Source organism: Burkholderia sp. (assembly GCF_018375725.1).
Lineage (GTDB): Bacteria > Pseudomonadota > Gammaproteobacteria > Burkholderiales > Burkholderiaceae > Burkholderia.
The window spans coordinates 1-18,545 of record NZ_JAHACR010000001.1; the positions used below are offsets into that span (position 1 = coordinate 1).

Sequence of the window (18,545 nt, forward strand, 5' to 3'; positions counted from 1 at the left end):
GGCTCCGGAGAGCCTCGTTGGGACGTACTCGGCGCTGGACGCCGACGGGAAGTACTACGCCCGCCTGAAGGTAATGCAGGAGAACGGCAAGTACGTTTTCTACGAAATCGTCCCGTTCTCGTCGCAGCCGGGCCCGCATCAGCTCGAAGGCGACGTGGCGCCGCTTACGCAGGACACGCTGGGCAAGATTGTGAGTCAAAAGATCGATTTCCCGGTGAACGGCCTCGAGGACCACTACCTGGCGATCGTCAAGGTGCCGGTGGGCTGGACGTGGAAGCACTTCACGTCCAAATCGGGCTACGTGATGATCGATCGAACCGGCCCGCGCGACGTCAAAAAGTCGGACAACCAGGGTTGACGAATGAGAGAGCGGCCGCCGCGCGGTAACCTGGGATGGCAGATCGGGTCGGTCCTGATCGTCTGCGCGTTAGTGTTCTGCGCAGCCGCGAAGGTTGTCGTGAGAAACGAGGCCGATTTCTCGAACTGGATCGACGTGCAAACGCGCGGCGTACAGGTCATGCGACAGGGCGTGGGTACGCTCGTGACGGCTGTGCGTGATCCGCGAGACAAGGTGAAAAGCGCGATCGTGGTCAGCGCGTATCCGGGGACGCTGGCCGCCGCGGTTGAACTGACGCAGGGGTACCTTGCCGCGTCGCCGTTTCTGTTCCGTAGTGACACCTCACCCAAACCTTCCGAGATCATCGTGACGTCGGCGGCGATCGAACCGGATGGCAATGCCCGGGCAGTAGCGATGGCGATGGGCGAGCAGTGCACGGTGAAGCTGATGCCCGCGCGAAAGAAGGATTTTGTGGGCGCAGGATGGACGATAGGGGACGTGCATTGCGCCCCGAGATAGGAAGGTGTCAGTCAGCCCCGTGGGCCGCGCGAGCGGCCCATTTGCTATGCGGAGAGAAAAGCCATGCTTCCCTTCGAAATTCCTGCTCCTGAAAGTCGCATTGCGCCGGCGCTCTATCTTGAGCTCCGAGAATGGCTCTTGGCCAACGACCCCGACGCGGCTCGGATGGTCGAGTGGTCGGCACACCGGCGATCGCCCCCGGACTCTCCGGAGAAGATGGCGGCCGAGATTATCTGGATCGTGCTGTGCGCTGGGCGATCTGCCCAGGCGGCACGTACGATCGAGCAAAAAGTCTGGACTGCCATTCGTGAGGGCCGACCCGTGGTGGAGGCATTCGGGTTCCGCGGAAAGGCGGCGGCTATCGAAAGGGCGTGGGCTGAACGAGCCAACGATTTCGAGGCGCTGCAGGCGGTCCTCGCGCTGAACGATCCGGCGCGGCTCGTCGAGTGGTGCGGGGCACTGCCATGGATTGGGGACGACACGAAATTCCAGCTCGCAAAGAACTTCGGTCAGGACGTGTGCAAGAGCGACATCTGGCTTTGCAGACTATCGGGGTTACCAGACAAGCCGCGCCGGCCGGCAGCGGTCCGATTCGAGGCTTGTATGAATCTCTGCCGGCACTTGTCGAAAGCGTCTGGTGACAGCATTGCGACCGTCGACGGTGTGCTCTGGCTGGCGTGCAACAAGGGCGTGCTGCAGGTCGACGTGAAGGCCGGGCCCGTCCGCTTCTCGCCGGGAACGATTACGCGGGCCGAAATCATTCCGGAATCGTCCGTTTAGAGATCGATAGCCCAATTTGTGAGGGCTAGAACGGGTTGGCCAAGGACGTATTCTGATTGTCATAAAAGGGCGCTAAGCCATGAAGCCCGCGGCGGCAATCGGCCGGCGTGGACCATCGATCGTTGACAGGACAGGTGCATGACAGGGAACAGCGGGGCAGAGGCTTTCGGACGCCGTGCGGGGCAGGGCACGGGTCTGCCGCTAGGTAGTGACGAATGGAAAGTATTGAACGTCGTGGCCGAGTACGGAGAAATCCGAGGGACGGGCCGTGTCGGGGATCTCGCCTTCGGGAGCGCGAACGGTTCGCGGGAAGAGCGGATCATGCGCGCGTCGAAGGCACTGACCGGATTGCGCGATTACCGGTTGCTAGAGTGGTCGGAGGATGATGGTTGCGCAATAACGTGGAAGCTCGCGCAGGGCGTCCACATGACGAATCTCGCGCTGATGTTCGAGCGGGCACGGAGTGGTCAAGCATAAGCCAGACTTCCTGTTGAGAACGATTCAGCGAAATAGTATCGCCATGGTTGGTGCAGTAGTGAGCAAAGCAACAAACGCCCAGGAAAAGCGCCTAGAAAGGCCGATTCAGGGGGTTTTACACACAGGTTTATCAACAGGATTTGTGGATAACTTTCGAAATTTTCGAGGGAGGAATCGCGCATGGAGAAGCCCGATGTGTTTCATCAGACATGCGTGGCGGGGCGTGGATTTGAGGGAGTAATCGCCTCGACGAGCGTGCCGTTTGTTTGCTGCCGATCGACCGGCGAAGGCGTGCCGCTCCACCTCGCCGTGCTGAAGCGCACGTCCGAGGCTGCGCACGATCCGGGCGCCGCGCCAGAAGGTTGGTGGCTGTTTCGTGGTGAGAACGAGCCGGGAATCTTTCTGGCCGGCTTCAATGCGGCGGATGCCGCTCAACTGGCAGACGAATTCGGCATTCCGACGGTGGAAGCCGAGCTCGATTCGCCGGCGGTCAGGCAAGAGTACTTTCTGTCGTCGCCGGCATGGGATGGGCTGCGCTCATGGGTCGCGCGGGAGCAGCGCAGCGGGATTCAGTCGGAGCATCATGCACCAAGACGAGCCTGGTGGTACGCGCGGGCGGTGCAGCAACTCGAAGTGCTCAAAAGAATCGAGGCACAGACCGGTTAGGCAGTGGCGGCGGGTTTCCGCCGGCGCTCGAAAATTGCGTCACAATAGATGACTCGCTGTCTGGCTAACATGGCTGCGAGTAGCGCTCCTGTCCGGCGTGGCTGGACAGGATTTCCATACGAGTCTTACGGGAGATCACGATGGGAAGCAATCTTGGCATCTACGTGGTGATAGTGCTATGCCTTGCCGCTATCGCGAGGTATGGCATCAAGAAGGGAAAGACCAAGCAAGAGGCGGTGCGGGCGTTCGTAATCCTGGCTGTTGTGGCGGGGGTGCCGATCGCGGCGCAGGCAATCGGATTGCTGTTCCATCCATTCGCTTGATCACCTGACGCACGAGCCGCGCGGAGGTTTCGCGCGGCTTTTTGCTGGAATGAAGCTACGCCTCCGGCCAATTGATAGCGTGAGACTATCGGGCATGACGGAAACAATTTGACGGATTGTTAGCTCGGTGAACAAAGGTATAGCATAGGGGGCGGTTCAGGCTTGCCACCTGAGGTAGAAAATCAAGAATTTTTTCGGGGCATCAGCAATCATCTGCCGCGCGAGGCCTGCTGAACTAGCAAAAGCAGTTGGCTTCAGAGCCACGCAGGATCGAGCCTTCAACAATCACCGGCATGGACTCGGGGAGTGGTAAATCATGAATGGGTTAGTGCTTAGTTCGTCAACGCTGATTTTTGTGCTGCTGACGGTCTTTTCGCTGTCTCTCGTGATGGGCGCAGAAGTGCTGCATTTCGTGGCGGCCCGCGTCAGCAACATGACGCATGCGGCCTTCATCGGCTTGCTCATCGGTCTCTATCTCTACATCGACCACAAGGGCTTCCCCGCGTGGCTCGTGGTGCATCTCCCGTCGCTGAAGAACCTCACGCTGACCTAATGGTCTGTGTGCGGAAGCTTCCCATTGGGAAGTTGTCGGAGTAGAATCAAACCGCTTTTTGAGGTCTGCGGACCTTGCTGGTAGCTGGGCCATATCCAGCCTTTTCTCAAGTCCTGCCTTCGGCGGCTTGCACGTTCTGTGGTTCATCCCTCGGGGGCTTTAGTCCCTTGAGGGAGTAAGTCTTCGATTTTTTCAATCTGGAGGCTTACATGTTCCATTCCCATATGTTCTACGGTGGCCACGGTTTGGGCTCGATGGTGGCCGATGCCGTCATCCGCTCGGTGATCTACCACCTGGTCGGCGATGCCATGCGCAGTTTGGGCGGGCATGGCTACGCTTCTTCCGGTTTGATGCTGATCGGCGTCCTGCTGATCGTCGTGGTGCTCGCTCTCCTCGTGTTTCGTTTCCTCGGTACAGCGCTTAACGCGGTTGGCCGGAGCGTTCGCGGTGGTAGCCGGTACTAATTCGTTGACGCATTTCGCGTCGTGATTCCTTGTAACGACATGCTGCCAATGGCTAGGTGCTGTTGGTCGTGGGTCATTTGTCCTTGGAGGTTGATATGAAATCGTTCGCAAACATGGGCCGTGCAGTGTTCGCCATGGTAATGCTGCTTGCTCTTTGCGCTTGCGCTCAGCCGTATGGTCCCCTGACCCAATACGGGGAACCCGTCTCGAGGTCGGCATCGACATACAACTCGGGCGACGCGTTGCGGAGCGGCGGTACGGCCATACTCGGGCAGGTCCTCCACGTTCGCCCGGTCATGATCGATTCGGGCTCGTCTCGCCAGTTGGGCGTGACTGCTGGCGGGCTTATCGGCACGCTGGTCGGTATGGGGCATCACAGTAGCCAAGCTAAGCTCATCGGCGGGGCTGTCGGCGCCGCCGTCGGCTACGCAGCGGGAAGCGTTGTCAGCAAGGTGCCAGGCGTCGAGCTGATCGTCCGCACGCAAGACAAGCGCTTGCTTACGGTCGTTCAGACCGCCGACGACGGCAGCGACTTCGCGGCCGGGCAACCGGTGGCGGTCGTGGTGGTCAGTGGTCGTCTGCGCGTCGAACGCGTATGACGGTAGTTGAGAAAGAGGCGGCCCATCGTGGCCGCCTTTTTCGTTTCCGCCGCTGGAAACGAAGAGGAAATTGGGATGTCCCGAATGTCCGTAAGATTTAATTAAGCGGCAAGAATGCCGGCCGGATCCGACAAAATATGGGCTCGACATTTCTTGTAGCCACATATAATGGGCCACCTTATTAAAAATCATTAGCCGGGGCGCGGTGGCGCTTACACGCCATCAAAACAGAAAAAATGCCGACAATAAACAGAATTCTTGATGGAGAGAGGCCTGTGGGTTCAATCTCGTGCACGAGGAGACTGGATCCATGAGTGTGACACTCAAGCTCCCCAAAGGTTGGTCAATGCGCACGGGTACACCGTACGGGGTCGTCATCGATGCGCCGCATGGAAGCGTCACCGTGGACGTTGGGATGCGTAACTTCACGCTCGGCGAGCAGCACGTGAAGCGATACGGCACCTATGAGCGACGGGGTTGGCGGGACAGGCTGTACCGGGACGCCATCGATGCGCTCGCCACGCTCGGGAAGGAACTCGAGGAGCGCAAGCGCGCCGCAGGCAGTTCGTAATGGGCCGCAAGGGCGGGCACCTCAGAGTGGGCGACCCGCCACTTCCCAACAGGAATCAGTGCGAGTAATATACGAACATCGTTTTTCCCTGATGTCCCATGACCTTTGTGTCTGGGCGTCCGGCAGCTGGGCCGTATCTAGCCTCCTGGCAGTTGCAGCGTGTTTTTCCCTTTTTTGGGAGCACGTGAATCCTGTCTGCTTCACCCGTTGATAGCTGAACGCTTTTTCGCGTTCGACATCAGTTCTCTACACCGTTCGGTGTTCTTTCCTTTGTCACCCATGGGGCGCTACTTTTCCCCTGGGGAGACGTGGTCGCTCCAAATTCCCTTGGAGAACCACATGTTCCAGAAATTCCTCCGCACTCGTCTCGTATCCGTTGTCGCCCGTCAGGCGATCGAATCGAACGAAAAGCGCGTCTGGTTGATGACGTCCAGTGGTTCTCCTTACGGAAGCCACAACTTCGTCAGCTCGAAAGAGCCGACGGAGATCCTTGTGAGCTGGACTCTGGTATCGAAGCACGACTCGGACATCGTCCGTCGTCTGCAGGTATTCCAGACCACGATCAAGGGCGCATCGGCCGTGATCTTCGTGGATTCCCACGAGGATCATAAACTGCCCCGCCATACCTGGCTTAACGCCATCGGCATCAAGTCGGCTCCGACGTTCTCCGCCAAAACGAAGATTGTCGTTGCGTCGACCAACGTCGAAACGCTGTATCAGGACCCGGTGAACGAAGCGCGCAAGCGCCTTCTCGATCTGGTTGAAACGGGCAAGTGGGTGTCGACGACGCCGTTGCCAAAGTCGGATCCGAGTTTCAAGCGGTTTCTGATGAAGGTTACGTCCCTCGCTACCGCTATTCGTTGATTTTCCCACCGGGGCATCTCTGTCCCGGCCGGGATGGGGATGTTCCATTCACCTCGAAAAGGAGCATCACCATGCTGACCTCTGTCAACACGACTGTCAGTTCCCACGTGATTTCGAAAACGGAATCGCGCCGTGTTTATCGTTTCAACGGTTCTGTACTCACCGATGTGAAGATCGACGGTAAGTGGGTCACCATTTCCGTCCTCTGACATCAAGTACATAGTTTTTCTGTTTTCCCGTCCCGGGGTGTCGCTATCCCGGAAGGGGTAGTGGCATTCCGATCAACCTGAAAGGAGTGTCACCATGTCGCGTCAATTCAACCGTAGCCTGTCGTCGTCCCGCGCGTTCCGTGTTGCCGCCGCGTTCGATCGCCTCTTCCTGGGGGTATTGGATGTGCTGGCATCGCTGAACCTGTTGCACGTCTTTCTGGTCCCGGCAGGTATCGGTGCCTTGATCGTGTTCGGCGGATGCGCCTATGAGCAGTCCGCGCAACTCCACCTCCTGCGAAGTGGAGGCGTCGCGGCTCTCGATGCCTACCTGGCCCTCGTGCAGTCGCACCAGTTGTCGCTCGGCGAATTCCTTGTCGCGTCGGTAACGGGGCACTGCTACTCGATCAGCGCGGTCTGGCAGGGGATCGGCTTCTGGCTGGTCTTCGTCATTGCGCCCTTGTGCATGGTGCTCACCGTGCTCGCCCGCATCGAAGTGCGGTTCGCGGGGCGTCGTGCTGTTGCTGTGGTCGATGGTCGTCGGGCTGAAGTCGTATTCCCGTAACTTGTCGTCCGGCAACTTGTGATGAACGCCGCTTTCCTTCGGGATAGCGGCGTTTTTTTTCGGCATCTGTGGTCCATCTCGCATCAGGCATTGGACCGTGTGCACTTCGATAGAGGAGCAGCATCATGAACACCTATCAACTGGCTGGTCATCGTGAAACGACTGGATGGATTCCGAAGGAAAACGACGTCAACGGCGTCAACGCTTTCGGGATGCGTCCGGTCGAAGTCGCTGCACAAGCCGGCGATTTGAAGGAGTTCCGGGAAATCATCTCTCATCCCGATTTTGATCCGAGGGGTGCACGTGTTCGGTACTTCGCGAACCTGCTTCGCGATTACCGGCATGAACCCGAGGATGTTGTTGCATACAACCAGTTGTTTCCACTCGACGTATCGGTGGAGCAAATGGCTGTCGTCAAGGTCGAGGAGTTGAACGGCTTCAAGGCCGGACAGCGGATCTCGGCTCAAGACTTTGAAGCGAGTCCGCCCCAGTATTACTCAGGGGCGATCATGTCCGTCTGGAGCGATGCTACGGCCTATGTGAAGTGGGACTACAACCTCAACTTCGCAGCGGAACGTCATCTCGTCAGAAACGGGCGTGTCGAACTTCATCACCTGCGCCGTATGTCGTAGGTGTGAAGCGGTGTTGAGTAAGGTCTGAACGTTTCCCGTGCCGGGGTATCACTATCCCGGAAGGGGTAGTGATATTCCATTCATCCATGAAAGGAGTATCACCATGTTTCGTCTTACCCTCATCTCTGCCTCGATGTTCAAGTTCGCCGCCGCGTTCGATCGTCGTGTCAACGATCTCGTTCGCGGAATCGCTTCGTGGAACGTCATGCTCGTCTTCAGCATCGTGTTCATGCTCGGCGTCTACCTGATCCTCGGATCGGGTGCGTATGAAGAGCACGCGAAGTTCATGCTGCTGGAAAACGGCGGCTTCACGGCGCTGCAAGTATATCGGGACCAGGTCATCGCGCATCGTCTGCCTCTCCAGGCATTCATGCTCGAGTCGATCGCGGGTCACGGCTATGCGGCCGGCTCCACGATGTTGGGCCTCGGCCTCTGGATGACGTTCGTCGTGGCTCCGCTCGTCGCCAGCATCATCTTCCTCGCCCGTTTCGAGGTTCGGATGACGCAGCGTGCGCGGATCCGGGCACGTCTCAACAAGATTCTCGCCAACGTGTAACCGTTTCTGGTTGCTCGCCACGCGCAGAAGGAGAAAGCCCCACGGGGCTTTCTCACCTCAGAAATCGATCACTTGTCCACTCACGCGGGAAACCACTTCCTGCCGGGAGTGGAGTGTCTCGCTTTTCTGAAGGGGGAGTACCATGTCGCAGCAGCAGCATCAGCAGGATCTGTCAGGTCTTCCGGCGAAACCCGCCGAGAACTGGCAGCTTGCCCGGCAAAAGGGCATCCCGGTCGGTCCGATGGATGTGGTGGGGCGGTGTGTTGTGTTCGGCAGTGGTGGTCAAACGACTACCATCGTTGCATACGACCCGATGTCTCGCCGTGTCCGGACGAAATCCGGGTCGGTGTACCAGCTTCTTACCCCTCGCATCACGTGCGCAGCGATTGAGCGCGGGTTGTTGCAGAAAGTCGGTTTCGAGTTGTAAAAGGACGCCGTGCTTCCCCTCTGGGACGCGGCGTTTTTCATTTCGCAAAAAAAATCTGAAAAAAGATTGCCGGTTTTTTGATGTCGTTGCCATTTCTCAGTATGGGCAATCGTGCCCGACACTGGAGATGACGATGAACCAATTTCTGCTGCGCCCGCTCAATGTCCTCGGCAGGGTTACTGACGAGCAGGTCGACCAACTGCGTGTGATTCCTGGTTTGGCTGTTTCGCGCGTCCTGACCTATATCGTAGCTGTGTGTTTCGATGGCGATGCCGCGGCACTGCAGTCGTTTCTTGCCGGAACAGCATGGGACCCGGGTTGCATCGGGAAGAGCCGGACGTATCGTCTTCAGACGTTCGTGGGGCCGGTCTCAGCGCGGCGTGGCGCCATCAACGATAGGCCGCAACTCGACGACGTCCTTATGCGGTTTGCGACTGAAACGAGCCTACCGACGCGAGCCCATCTGTATCGCTACCTTGAGGCGTTTCCGCAGTTTCGTCAGGAACTCATCGAGTTCGCGGTCTCGCTTGTTGAAGATCAGTTTCACCCTGAGCCTGTGGACCCCGGCCAGGCCGACTGACCGCCTGACGCAAGATGCGAATCTCCTCGAGCATACCGGTCGCCACCGGCGGCGCGGGGATCCAGAGCGCCTGCAAAATTCGTATGCCCCCCCCAAAAAAATTAGCCCCGGTGATCGTCAGATCCCGGGGCTAATTCGTTTACCGCCACTACGCTACTTCTTCGGCTGTCTGGCGATGCAGCTCGGTTACCACTGCACCAGATACTCGCCAGCCTTCAAACTCACTCTCCATCAGCCGGTGAACGACGCGATCGAGGACCACGCGTGTGACCTCTCCCTTGTCGTCCATGAACTGCCCGAGAATGCCGGCGATGATCGGGCTGGACTGCCCCGAACGCCGGATTACCACCGAATCCGATCCGACCGAGACGGTAGGCAAGACCGGCTTAAGCCGCGATACGCTGGACATGCGATGTCTCCTTTTCGAGATGCTTGCGAAGGTCGTGGCTGTGAACCCCAATCAGCTCCGACAACTCACGGCAGAAGCGCCGGAAAATGACGTCCAGATGCAGGAACTCCTCGTCGGAGGTCGTCGGCGTGCCCCAATCGAAACCGGCGTTGAAGCTGTCGGCCTTGAACGAGACTACCTGCTGCATGTAGGTGTCGATCGAGTGTTCCGTAATGACATGATGCGCCTGCACGTCCCACTCGTTTTCCCCGCGCAACGCACGCGCGATCGCCTGGCTTTCCTTGCGGGCAGACCAACTCTTGTCTGCCAGCAGGACATCGCTGCACTGGGGAATATTGGTGCCTTCCCCGATGCTGCCGTACGTCACCAGCGCGACCGGAACATCTCCTTGACGGTACTTCGATTCGAACTCGGCGTTTCGACGTTTAATCGTCTTGCCGCCGTGGACCACGACCGAATCGATATCCCGTTTGGCGAGGTGCCGGGCAACCAGCTCCGCATTACCGGGGTACCCGGTGAACATCAATGGGCGCCGGCCGGCTTTAACCAACTCCTCGAGCTTGTCGATACAGAACCGTTGCTTCCGCGTCAGCTCAGCATAGACCTTGGCCGCCTTCGGATGCTGCGGGAAGTTGTTCGCGATCTCCACGGCCTTGATGCGCGCGAGGATGGCCACGAGGTTGTTCCGCTTGCCTTCATCCAGTCCTGCCATGTACCAGCTCGAGAAGTCCTCCGACACAACCAGGTAGTGCAGCAAGTGGCTCATGTCGAACTCGATCAGGTGCTGGATATGCGTCGGCTCGGGAATCGTGACGCACGAAGCTACGTCCGGTTCCTTGGGTACGCGGCGCTTGACCCACGGAGCGAGCATCTGGCGATACTCCGCCAGATTGGCGATCCGGGGCACTTCACGCTTGGCACCCTTCAACTCGTCTTCGAATTCTCTGGTTACCCAGACGAAGTCGCAGAACGTGTTCAGAACGCGATCGATTCCACGTTCGGCCAGCGCCATTGAATGACGCAGACCGGGGTCGAGATAGTAGCGGCGATACCCGTAAGGCTGGGCTGCCGTACCATCCCCTCCGGCGAATGCCAGAAGCCCGTGACAGTCCCGCGGGTAATTGCCGGCGGGCGTTCCCGTGAGCGGGAATCGTCGCTTGGCCGATACCTGCCAGACTGCGTTCGACTGCTCCGTGTCGATATTCCCGAGGAAATGAGCCTCATCGGGAATGATCGTGCCGACCCGGCGCCGCAGCTTCTTTGCGTACGTGATGCGAGGATGCGCGCTCGTAAGTGGCCCCTTGAGACGATCGACCGAGATGATGTTCACCGGGCGCAGCGACTGCAGCTGCTCCGGCGACTCGATCACCTGCCAGACGGCGGGATCGAGCTTGATCTTGCCGATCTCGATCAACATCTCGTCGACGAGAGCCGACTTCAGCACGATCAGCGCACGCTTGCCGCCAAGGAGCAGGGCGATAGCGAGTGCTGCACGCGCCTTGCCGAGCGCCATCGACCACGCCACAACACCGGCACGCTTAATCGCGAGCTCGACCAGGTCATCGATCTGGTAGCCGCGGTTCAGCCACGTGTCGATGCCGAGTTCCTGTATCTGGCGGCGCCAAGTTGCGGCAAGGCCGGGGAACTGCATAGCGAGACCGGAATAGACCTCTTTCCACTCGCTCTGGGCTTCCGGCTGCTTCAGTTCGAATCGCGCGAGGATGTCTTCGTACGGCAGGTTGAAGGACTTCCCGTTGTGCTCGAACTGATAGCGGCCGTGCTCGACCTCGGTGAAGGTGACTTCAGTCCCGGCCTTGATGACCGGAGATCCCCAGCGCGTCGGATCGATCAGATGATCCTTCTTCGCTGTACCTTCCGTGGCCGACCCCTTTCCGCTTCCCGCCCCAGGCATCAGGACGGTGTGACGGAACGGCGCCTTCTGGCGGGCGGTAACCCGGATCTGGCGCCGCAGGTAGCTCATCAGGCCGGCATCGACATGCGGTGTTCCGCCGGCGCGGCCGATATCCGAAATGAAGGCCCAGAAGCTGGCCATCGGATCGGGCTGTGCCAGGTGGATCTGCAGATCGAGTACGCCTTGTCCCACGTACGAGACACCCTTTGGATAGCGGTGCTCGGCGTGGGGGCGGTGCGCCCCGATCCTGTCCTGGTAGATCGCGTTCAGAACCATTGCTTCCGTCAGGCCGCACTGGAACTTGAGGCGGATCCACCGTCCGTCGTGGCACACTCGGACCGTTGAGTCACCCGTGACCGGCCGGGTGATGGCAGGCTGGGATACCTCGGCAGACAGGTGAGCGAGCGTCGGCTGGCGCCGCGCTGCGATCGTCAGGTTCGGCGTCGCAACCGGTTCCTCCAGCTTGTACACGCGCTGACGGTTCGGAGCATCGGTGCGCACTGAGACATCGAACACGGCAACACTGACCCTCACCGTCGCATTTTCCTCCCGGAAAACGTCGAGCGGCATGTCGTACAACGCGACGAGACGCTTGAACGGATGCGATTCCTTCCCGCATGCGGTCATGAACACCTCGTCGGCCAGGGTCGTCGGTAGAATGGCGACCACCCACTTCGCTGCATCCAGCGCCTGATACAGAGCATACGCATCGCTGCGTGTGCTCGTGTTCGGCCCGAACCGCCCGTACGACGTGCATTCGTACGGGGAGAGCAGGGCGCTCTGCAGGTTGATGGAAAACGGTGGGTTGGCAAGACAGAAGTCGAAATGCCGAGGCCGCACATCCTCCATGCCGGCATGGATGAACTCGTAGGTAAAGCCCGCGTTCATCGCAGCCTGACTGAGCGAGGCGATACACCCCTCGTCGACGTCCACCCCGTACAGAGAGTGGATATCGGGAGTTGCCCAGTGCAGAAGCCGGCCACTGCCCACGCTGTTGTCCAGCACGCTGATTTTGTCGATACCTGACGCCCGCACCTGCTCGCGGGCGGCGATACGCTCCATCAGCGGCTGTACGAGACGCCAGCAAAAATGCGACAACGACAGCGTCGTGAAGAACTGACTCTGGTGAGCCTGTCGTGCTTCATGCAAGCCCGCGAGGGAGCCCGCCTTGGCCGTTGTCGAACCCTTCGACTGAATCTCCAGCAGACCGTCAGCCCAGCTCATGCCGCCTCCGCGAGTTCGGTGAAACCATACTCGCCGAGGAACAGTTGCAGCTTCTCGGAGACCTTCGCGTCGAACACGAACTCGAACCGGGAATGGAAGGTCGTGACCTTGATCTGACCATCTTCCGGGTTTCCGAATGTGTACGACTCACGTGACTCGACGTAGCCTTGACCGAGCTGGAATTCGCGTACCAGACGGTCGAGGCTGAATTGCAGCGTCAGCATTTCGGCCCATGATGCAAACGACTTCAGTGCCCGAACTGTGCGGCCAATGGTTTCCTGGCAGCCGTACTGTAGTCGGTAGCGTTTGTCCCATTTCGAGTTCGTTGCATATACGCCCAAATCGAGCACGATGCAGCCCTTGCGCCGGGCAATACCCGCTTCCGGTTTGATGCGAAACAGCTTCACGAGCTCTGATCCTGCCTGCCTGAAGGCCGTCTCGACGCCTTGGTTGCCACCGAATCGCGACTCCAGGCACGTCCAGAACGTGAGGGCATTGAACTTTCGGAAATCGTTGCCATCGCAACCTGCAGACACGGCGATTTCCTTGTCCTCGATCCTGATCGGCGCCGCCGCACTGGGAGAAAACTCCCGCACGGCCACCTCAACCAGATGCCTCATCAGCCCCTGAGCCACGCGCTTGAGATGATCCTCTTGCTTGTAGTCCGGATAGTCACGCAGGCTGACCATGTAGCTTTCGCAGCCGAAGAGTTCCTGTTCCGCTTCTCTCAAGCGGGCATTTTCTGCGGCATACGCCGTGATTGCCTTGCACACGTCATCCCAGTATTTCTGGGTTGCGGCAACGAGGTCACGAATTTCCATGTCTTTCTCCATCAGCAAAGTGGAAAAACACATGGCCCCCAAGGGCGCATGTGTTCCCCCGGGGTTATGGTGCTAGGCACCTCAGAGTGTCCGGCGGGAAAGCCCGCCCAGACTCAGGCTGCCATCTCTGGCAGCGTAAAGAAAAACTCACTCAAGAAAAGGGTGAGCGGTTCAGCAACAGCAGGCTCGAACGTCCACTCAAACGACGTGTGGTACGTGACAAGCTTGATGCGATCGTCTTGCGCGTTTCCCATCAGGAACGATTCGCGGGAAACGACATCGGCAGGGTATGAAAACCGCGTCGCGATTGGCGCAAGCGCCTCGGCCAACGCCGGTTTGCCAGCCCAAGCCGCGAAGCTGATCAATGCCGGGATCAGGTCGCGCCGCATGGTTTCGCAGTGAGACGATCCCAGCCGGATGCGAGAGCTGAATTTCTCGACGTATGCGCTTTGCGTCAGGACAAGTCGCCCGTTCTTCATCGTCATCGGCTCGTCGGCCGATATCCGAAAAGTCCTGGCGATTGCCTTGGCGCGCTTGCGGTACGCGAGCAAATGGCCAATCCCGTCTCCGTAGTGCGTTTCCAGTTCGGCCCAAAGACGTGTCGGACTGAATGTTTTCGGATGGCAGGGGTGACCGACTTGGTAGTTCTTCTCCCTTTCCTCGATGTCCACTGGCGTGAAAGCATTGGGAGAGAAGGTCGATACGGCGAACTTGAAAAGGTCATTGATCAGGGAACTCGCGCATTCTTCGACAGCACCTTGCGCAAGCTCTGCAGCGACTTCATCCAGCGGACGAAGCGGCTTTTCCGGGGTGGAATCGGTATTGGCACTACGGTATTGCCGGCCAAGCTCAATCCGTTCGCGGGCATGTCTGAGCGCGAGTGCCTTGTAGGCGGCCCAGTACTGCTCCATCCGAGCAATGAACTGCGGGGGATTCATGGGTGTCTCCAAAGAAATTTGGAGGCATCCTGCGCGCCTGTGGGGGCGGACAGGATGCCCCCAGGGACGGCGATATGGCAGTTGAACTGCCGGGAAAATGACAGGCTAGGTACGGTCCAGCTACCGGATCAGAGATCGGAGCCAAGTATAGCAGGGAATTCCTGACGGGAAATTCGGTGATGAAAATTCGCAATATTTGCCAGTTTCAGCGCTGAAAGATGGCAGGGATGGGCTCTGTTTCCCGATAGTTCGCGAGAGCGGCCGTCAGGATAATCCGTGGGTGCTCAATGTGCCCATGCGGGCAGCACTCACCTCATTCGATATCGACATGGACTTCGACGACGAAATCACGCTCCCCGATCCGATTCGCTGGAAGGTACTTGGCCGCACGATTCCCACGAATCTGCCCCTGACGGCATTCCTGGTGATCGCCGTGCTCGTGGTGTCGTGGATGACGTATTTCGGCGTGCGTGCCAATGTCACACTCCCCACTGGCAGAGTTCCGTCGGCCGCAGCTTCCGGGCTGAAGGCAACGGCGCAGCCGCAACCATCGTCGGGGATTCCGAAGATCGGTAGCAACTCGTCGCTCCCGCCACAAGGTAGCGCTCAACTGCGGCGCCAATTCTATTTCGCCTACCTCGCAGCCTGCCAGGCAAATGCCAAGGCGGGTAGGGCGCTGTTCGACAGTGACATAAACAGCCAACTGGCTAGCCAGAAGCTGAATACGGTCTTCAACATGGGAATCTCGTATTCGCGCATCGACGACACGGCGTTCAGTCTCACGCTGACCGGCAATATTCCGCCAGACGTCCTCTCGTCGGCAGAGTACGCGGAGATTTCGCAGTACGGCCAGCATGTAACGCCAAATTTGTGTGCCGACGTGAACAGTCAGATTCATGACCTGGCGGAGCAGCAGGGTGCCGGAACGCCCTCAGAGCGCGCTGCGCCGGCGCCGAACTCACGATCGTAGGGAGCCAAGATGTCCGTGATGGAAGCGATGAAGGAAGAGGACGTGCGTTGCGGCCGCGAATATCAGTGCATGGAAGAGGACTTCGTGGGCATCGTTAAGGTGACCGAGGTCGGTAGCGGCTTGGTCCATTACACCGGTGATGCTGACGGCTTCGCGGTGATGAGTGAGTTCATGCGGGCCTATCGTCCGTACCACCGGAGCAAGAACTGACATGCTGCTCCGCCGGCTGCTGAACTGGAGTGCAACGACTTCCGGCGTGATGGAGCCGGAGATCTACGGCGAAGCGCGTGAGCGCTACGAGGACATCTGTCTGGAGCTGGGTATCCGCAATGCACCCACGCTTCGGCTTGCAAAGAAGGTGACCCTTCTGAGCAAGATCGTCATCGGAGACTGGCGCCGGTCGAAATCGATCCGCGCGGCGGCGCGCAAGACCATCCCGACCGACCATTTCTTTCTGCACGAGCTCGCCCATGCCCTTTGCCTGAAGTATGTTGGCTACCGGGGATACCACGGCGCTCCGTTTCTTGTGTTGCTCCAACTGCTCTACGAATTCCACTGGGAGGGCGATCTTCCGGATGTGATCGTGGAAACAGTTCGTGAGGATTGGCCTCGATACGTTTCCAGCGAGGACAAGGGCAAGACGATTTTCGCAGCATGGGAAGCCGTCAATACGATCAAGGCCGATCTTGAGGCGCGGGAGATATTCCGGCCGAGCGCCGACCTGCTCACGCACGAAGTCCGCAAATCGTTCCCCGATCAGGTGTCGGTGCTTGACCGGCGGTTCGAGCCGGATGTGTTGCGCGACATGGTTCGGACGCAACGCGACGGGCTTTTTTCGCTCGCGCTCTGGTCTAGCGGCGCGGCCGCGCTGACGTTCGGTGCGCTATATCACTTTCTCCCGAGTGCCGCGACCGCATGGACGGCTGTTGGCTTTGGGCTTCTTCTGCTGGCGGTCCTTGCGACGATCGCAGTTTCGGACATGTCGAGGCGCATCGGACGTCTCTGGCATCGCCTGGTCGATCGGTTCAGCCGGAAGACGATCGACGACATCGGAACGCCGGATATCTAATCAACGCTGCGGGGGGGAGTAAATGTCCGTGCTGAACGGCTACGGCGATAAACGAAATCCGACGATCAGCAATCACGGCGTGGATATCGCCGCGCAACGTGCTGACGATCTGGACGGCATGGCGCTTGATCACCTGCGGTCGATCAAGGATCAGGCTCGTGCACTGGATGTGGCGAGCGCCTCGGGTGGGCAGGCCATTCGTATGGCGCTGGTAGGTGCCGACGTGCTCGCCCTCGATATCGACGACTACTCGGAGGCGTTCCATACCGCGGCGAGTTCTGCCGGCGTGGAACGGCGATGTGGGTTCGTGCAGCAGGACATCACGGAATATGACGTCGCTGAGAAGCTTGGGCGCTTCGACGTGATCGTGTGTCAGCGGATGATCCACTACGTCCCGTACGGTGTCGCGATCGACATCGTGCGGACTTTCAAGGAGGCGCTGAAGCCCGGGGGCCGGCTCTATCTTTCCGCATCCGGTCTGCACAGCGAGCTCGGAACCGACTACCCGGGTGCGCAGCAGCCCATCGACCAGCGGTACGAACTGCTGTCGGACGCGATGGTCGAGAAGCACGCGATTATGGGGCTTGTCTGCCTCTACAGCCAGGATGAACTGGTCTCGTTGCTCGAGACGGCGGGTATGCGTGTCGAGCAGTCGTTCACGTCGGCGTTCGGAAACGTCAAGGCGGTGGCGCGATGAAGCACACGCTCGTCGCTGGATCGGCGCATCTCGATATCCTCGCCCGCCCGCTGCAGAATACCGGTTATCGGGATCGAATCGGGTCGGTGCAGCTGGCGGCGGGCGGCACGGCCTGCAACGTCGCATTCAACCTGCGCAAGCTGGGTCGACCAGTCCGCCTGATGACTGCATGGGGTACTTCGCCGATCGATCGCATGTTGGCCAGTCACATCGAGTCGATGGGCGTCGATCTGATGGTGGACGAATGCGCTGGGATGGGTGTGGCAGCGTTTGCCGCCCAACTGACCCCGGAGGGGGATCTGGAATCGGCCGTGTCCGCGATGTGGGTGGACAAGCACACGTTTTCGCCGCTGCGCATCGCACAGGCAGTGGCCGGCACCGACCTCATCATCGTGGAAGCGAACCTGAATTCCGAGACGATGTGCGCGATCGCAAAGGCGGGGCGCGAGGCGGGTTGCCCGGTCTTTGCGATGGCCGTGTCGGAGGACAAGGTCGAGCGCCTGATTCCGGCGCTCCCGCTGCTGACTGCCCTGTTCGCCAACGGCGTGGAGTGCGAAGCCCTGATGGAAAAGATGGGTGCCGCGGATCCGTCGGATATCGCCGAGTCGAGTGGCGTGCGGCTGATCGTGACACGCGGCGAGCGGGGTGCTGTGGTGTACGGGCCAGATGGCTCGCGTATGAAGATTCAGCCGCCGATCCTGCAGGATATGAAGACGCTGCTCGGCGTCGGCGACGCATTTTCGGTCGGAATAATCGACGGGGTTGTCAGGCACGGGAAGTCGTATGCGGAGGCCGCAGAGCACGCCCACGAACTGGTCAAGGAAATCGCCTGCCGAGATACGTGCAATGCGCTCTCCCTGCACACGCTGAGCGACATGGTCGACGCGCTTGACGGCACGGCGCGATACGACGCACTTACCGGTCTAATGCAGCGAGCCGCATTCGAGCGGGAGTACAAGCGACTGGAAGAAGCAGGTGAGCACGCGCTGCTCCTGATCGATTGCGACCACTTCAAGCAGGTCAATGACAAGCATGGTCACGATGTGGGCGACAGCGTCCTTAGGGGCGTGGCCGGCATCATCGCCGGGAGCATCCGCAAGGGGGATATACCGTGCCGATGGGGCGGTGACGAGTTCGCTCTCGTGCTGCCGCCTGGCTCGGATGCACAAGTCGTGGCAGAGCGGATCCGGATCTCCGTCGCAGAAGCGCGGCTGTATGGCGTAACGCTATCGGTGGGAGTTGCGTTCGCGGAACCCGGCGAGAAACTCGAATCCGTCTTGAAGCGAGCCGATGCAGCGATGTACCGCGCCAAACGCAAGGGCCGGGATGCGGTCGTGTTCGAGGCCGAGGCGTTGAGCAACGAGTCGTGATTCAAATTTCCCCGGC

At 59.5% G+C, this 18,545-nt stretch carries 26 protein-coding genes; 22 read left to right on the forward strand and 4 right to left on the reverse strand.

The genetic code is table 11. The features are described from left to right. From KH616_RS00005 to KH616_RS00085, 17 genes are all read left to right on the forward strand, one after another. Nucleotides 1-358 (forward strand): hypothetical protein (locus KH616_RS00005; protein WP_292232567.1); only part of this gene is annotated, 358 nt, incomplete at its 5' end. Nucleotides 359-361: 3 nt separating this feature from the next. Beyond that, entirely contained in the window at nucleotides 362-856 is a 495-nt protein-coding gene (locus KH616_RS00010; RefSeq protein WP_292232569.1) for a hypothetical protein, read from the forward strand. Nucleotides 857-919: 63 nt separating this feature from the next. Continuing rightward, nucleotides 920-1,636, forward strand: a complete 717-nt coding sequence (locus KH616_RS00015; protein WP_046196458.1) for a hypothetical protein — start codon at nucleotides 920-922, stop codon at nucleotides 1,634-1,636. A 138-nt stretch (nucleotides 1,637-1,774) separates the two neighbouring features. Further along, a complete protein-coding gene (locus KH616_RS00020) occupies nucleotides 1,775-2,113 on the forward strand; it encodes a hypothetical protein (RefSeq protein WP_046196457.1) in 339 nt (112 codons plus the stop codon). Between the two features lie 180 nt (nucleotides 2,114-2,293). Continuing rightward, nucleotides 2,294-2,779 carry a hypothetical protein gene (locus KH616_RS00025; RefSeq protein WP_046196456.1) on the forward strand — a complete coding sequence of 162 codons (486 nt, stop codon included), beginning with the start codon at nucleotides 2,294-2,296 and terminating at the stop codon, nucleotides 2,777-2,779. A 140-nt stretch (nucleotides 2,780-2,919) separates the two neighbouring features. Beyond that, nucleotides 2,920-3,102: a hypothetical protein gene (locus KH616_RS00030; RefSeq protein ID WP_046196455.1), complete on the forward strand. Its 183-nt coding sequence runs from the start codon at nucleotides 2,920-2,922 to the stop codon at nucleotides 3,100-3,102. Between the two features lie 328 nt (nucleotides 3,103-3,430). Continuing rightward, the gene (locus KH616_RS00035; protein WP_131754423.1) at nucleotides 3,431-3,655 is read left to right on the forward strand and encodes a hypothetical protein; all 225 of its coding nucleotides are present in this window, start codon (nucleotides 3,431-3,433) and stop codon (nucleotides 3,653-3,655) included. A 209-nt stretch (nucleotides 3,656-3,864) separates the two neighbouring features. Then, the gene (locus KH616_RS00040; protein ID WP_021158848.1) at nucleotides 3,865-4,119 is read left to right on the forward strand and encodes a hypothetical protein; all 255 of its coding nucleotides are present in this window, start codon (nucleotides 3,865-3,867) and stop codon (nucleotides 4,117-4,119) included. Nucleotides 4,120-4,214: 95 nt separating this feature from the next. Then, nucleotides 4,215-4,718, forward strand: a complete 504-nt coding sequence (locus KH616_RS00045; RefSeq protein ID WP_046196493.1) for a membrane protein — start codon at nucleotides 4,215-4,217, stop codon at nucleotides 4,716-4,718. A gap of 310 nt (nucleotides 4,719-5,028) precedes the next feature. Beyond that, entirely contained in the window at nucleotides 5,029-5,289 is a 261-nt protein-coding gene (locus KH616_RS00050; RefSeq protein WP_292232582.1) for a hypothetical protein, read from the forward strand. A gap of 339 nt (nucleotides 5,290-5,628) precedes the next feature. Then, nucleotides 5,629-6,153: a hypothetical protein gene (locus KH616_RS00055; RefSeq protein WP_046196492.1), complete on the forward strand. Its 525-nt coding sequence runs from the start codon at nucleotides 5,629-5,631 to the stop codon at nucleotides 6,151-6,153. A 71-nt stretch (nucleotides 6,154-6,224) separates the two neighbouring features. Then, the gene (locus tag KH616_RS00060) at nucleotides 6,225-6,362 is read left to right on the forward strand and encodes a hypothetical protein (protein ID WP_165487677.1); all 138 of its coding nucleotides are present in this window, start codon (nucleotides 6,225-6,227) and stop codon (nucleotides 6,360-6,362) included. A gap of 94 nt (nucleotides 6,363-6,456) precedes the next feature. Next, a complete protein-coding gene (locus tag KH616_RS00065) occupies nucleotides 6,457-6,924 on the forward strand; it encodes a hypothetical protein (RefSeq protein WP_046196452.1) in 468 nt (155 codons plus the stop codon). Between the two features lie 125 nt (nucleotides 6,925-7,049). After that, nucleotides 7,050-7,556 carry a hypothetical protein gene (locus KH616_RS00070; RefSeq protein ID WP_285518663.1) on the forward strand — a complete coding sequence of 169 codons (507 nt, stop codon included), beginning with the start codon at nucleotides 7,050-7,052 and terminating at the stop codon, nucleotides 7,554-7,556. A 103-nt stretch (nucleotides 7,557-7,659) separates the two neighbouring features. Beyond that, on the forward strand, nucleotides 7,660-8,112 hold the full coding sequence (locus KH616_RS00075) for a hypothetical protein (protein WP_131754425.1): 453 nt from the start codon (nucleotides 7,660-7,662) through the stop codon (nucleotides 8,110-8,112). Between the two features lie 142 nt (nucleotides 8,113-8,254). After that, the gene (locus KH616_RS00080; RefSeq protein WP_046196450.1) at nucleotides 8,255-8,539 is read left to right on the forward strand and encodes a hypothetical protein; all 285 of its coding nucleotides are present in this window, start codon (nucleotides 8,255-8,257) and stop codon (nucleotides 8,537-8,539) included. Between the two features lie 133 nt (nucleotides 8,540-8,672). Beyond that, nucleotides 8,673-9,119 (forward strand): hypothetical protein, encoded by a 447-nt coding sequence (locus KH616_RS00085; RefSeq protein WP_131754426.1) that lies wholly within the window; start codon nucleotides 8,673-8,675, stop codon nucleotides 9,117-9,119. Nucleotides 9,120-9,267: 148 nt separating this feature from the next. Here the strand turns inward: KH616_RS00085 and KH616_RS00090 are convergent, their stop codons facing one another. The 4 genes from KH616_RS00090 to KH616_RS00105 all read right to left on the reverse strand — a co-directional run bounded on the left by KH616_RS00090 (nucleotide 9,268) and on the right by KH616_RS00105 (nucleotide 14,423). Further along, on the reverse strand, nucleotides 9,268-9,528 hold the full coding sequence (locus tag KH616_RS00090; protein ID WP_046196448.1) for a hypothetical protein: 261 nt from the start codon (nucleotides 9,526-9,528) through the stop codon (nucleotides 9,268-9,270). Further along, nucleotides 9,506-12,664, reverse strand: a complete 3,159-nt coding sequence (locus KH616_RS00095) for a helicase-related protein (RefSeq protein WP_292232594.1) — start codon at nucleotides 12,662-12,664, stop codon at nucleotides 9,506-9,508. Before KH616_RS00095 ends, KH616_RS00090 begins: the two co-directional genes overlap by 23 nt. After that, the gene (locus KH616_RS00100; protein WP_292232596.1) at nucleotides 12,661-13,485 is read right to left on the reverse strand and encodes a hypothetical protein; all 825 of its coding nucleotides are present in this window, start codon (nucleotides 13,483-13,485) and stop codon (nucleotides 12,661-12,663) included. Before KH616_RS00100 ends, KH616_RS00095 begins: the two co-directional genes overlap by 4 nt. A 113-nt stretch (nucleotides 13,486-13,598) precedes the next feature. Then, nucleotides 13,599-14,423, reverse strand: coding sequence for a hypothetical protein (locus KH616_RS00105; RefSeq protein WP_292232598.1), 825 nt, complete (start codon nucleotides 14,421-14,423; stop codon nucleotides 13,599-13,601). A 328-nt stretch (nucleotides 14,424-14,751) separates the two neighbouring features. Between KH616_RS00105 and KH616_RS00110 the strand changes: the two genes are divergently transcribed. The 5 genes from KH616_RS00110 to KH616_RS00130 are packed head-to-tail and all read left to right on the forward strand — an operon-like array spanning nucleotide 14,752 to nucleotide 18,529. Beyond that, the gene (locus KH616_RS00110; protein WP_292232600.1) at nucleotides 14,752-15,393 is read left to right on the forward strand and encodes a hypothetical protein; all 642 of its coding nucleotides are present in this window, start codon (nucleotides 14,752-14,754) and stop codon (nucleotides 15,391-15,393) included. A gap of 9 nt (nucleotides 15,394-15,402) precedes the next feature. Further along, the gene (locus KH616_RS00115) at nucleotides 15,403-15,603 is read left to right on the forward strand and encodes a hypothetical protein (protein WP_292232602.1); all 201 of its coding nucleotides are present in this window, start codon (nucleotides 15,403-15,405) and stop codon (nucleotides 15,601-15,603) included. Nucleotide 15,604: 1 nt separating this feature from the next. Beyond that, nucleotides 15,605-16,462, forward strand: a complete 858-nt coding sequence (locus KH616_RS00120; protein ID WP_292232604.1) for a hypothetical protein — start codon at nucleotides 15,605-15,607, stop codon at nucleotides 16,460-16,462. 22 nt (nucleotides 16,463-16,484) lie between these two features. After that, nucleotides 16,485-17,159 (forward strand): bifunctional 2-polyprenyl-6-hydroxyphenol methylase/3-demethylubiquinol 3-O-methyltransferase UbiG, encoded by a 675-nt coding sequence (locus tag KH616_RS00125; protein WP_292232606.1) that lies wholly within the window; start codon nucleotides 16,485-16,487, stop codon nucleotides 17,157-17,159. Next, nucleotides 17,156-18,529, forward strand: coding sequence for a PfkB family carbohydrate kinase (locus KH616_RS00130; RefSeq protein ID WP_292232608.1), 1,374 nt, complete (start codon nucleotides 17,156-17,158; stop codon nucleotides 18,527-18,529). Before KH616_RS00125 ends, KH616_RS00130 begins: the two co-directional genes overlap by 4 nt. Nucleotides 18,530-18,545 lie beyond the last annotated feature (16 nt).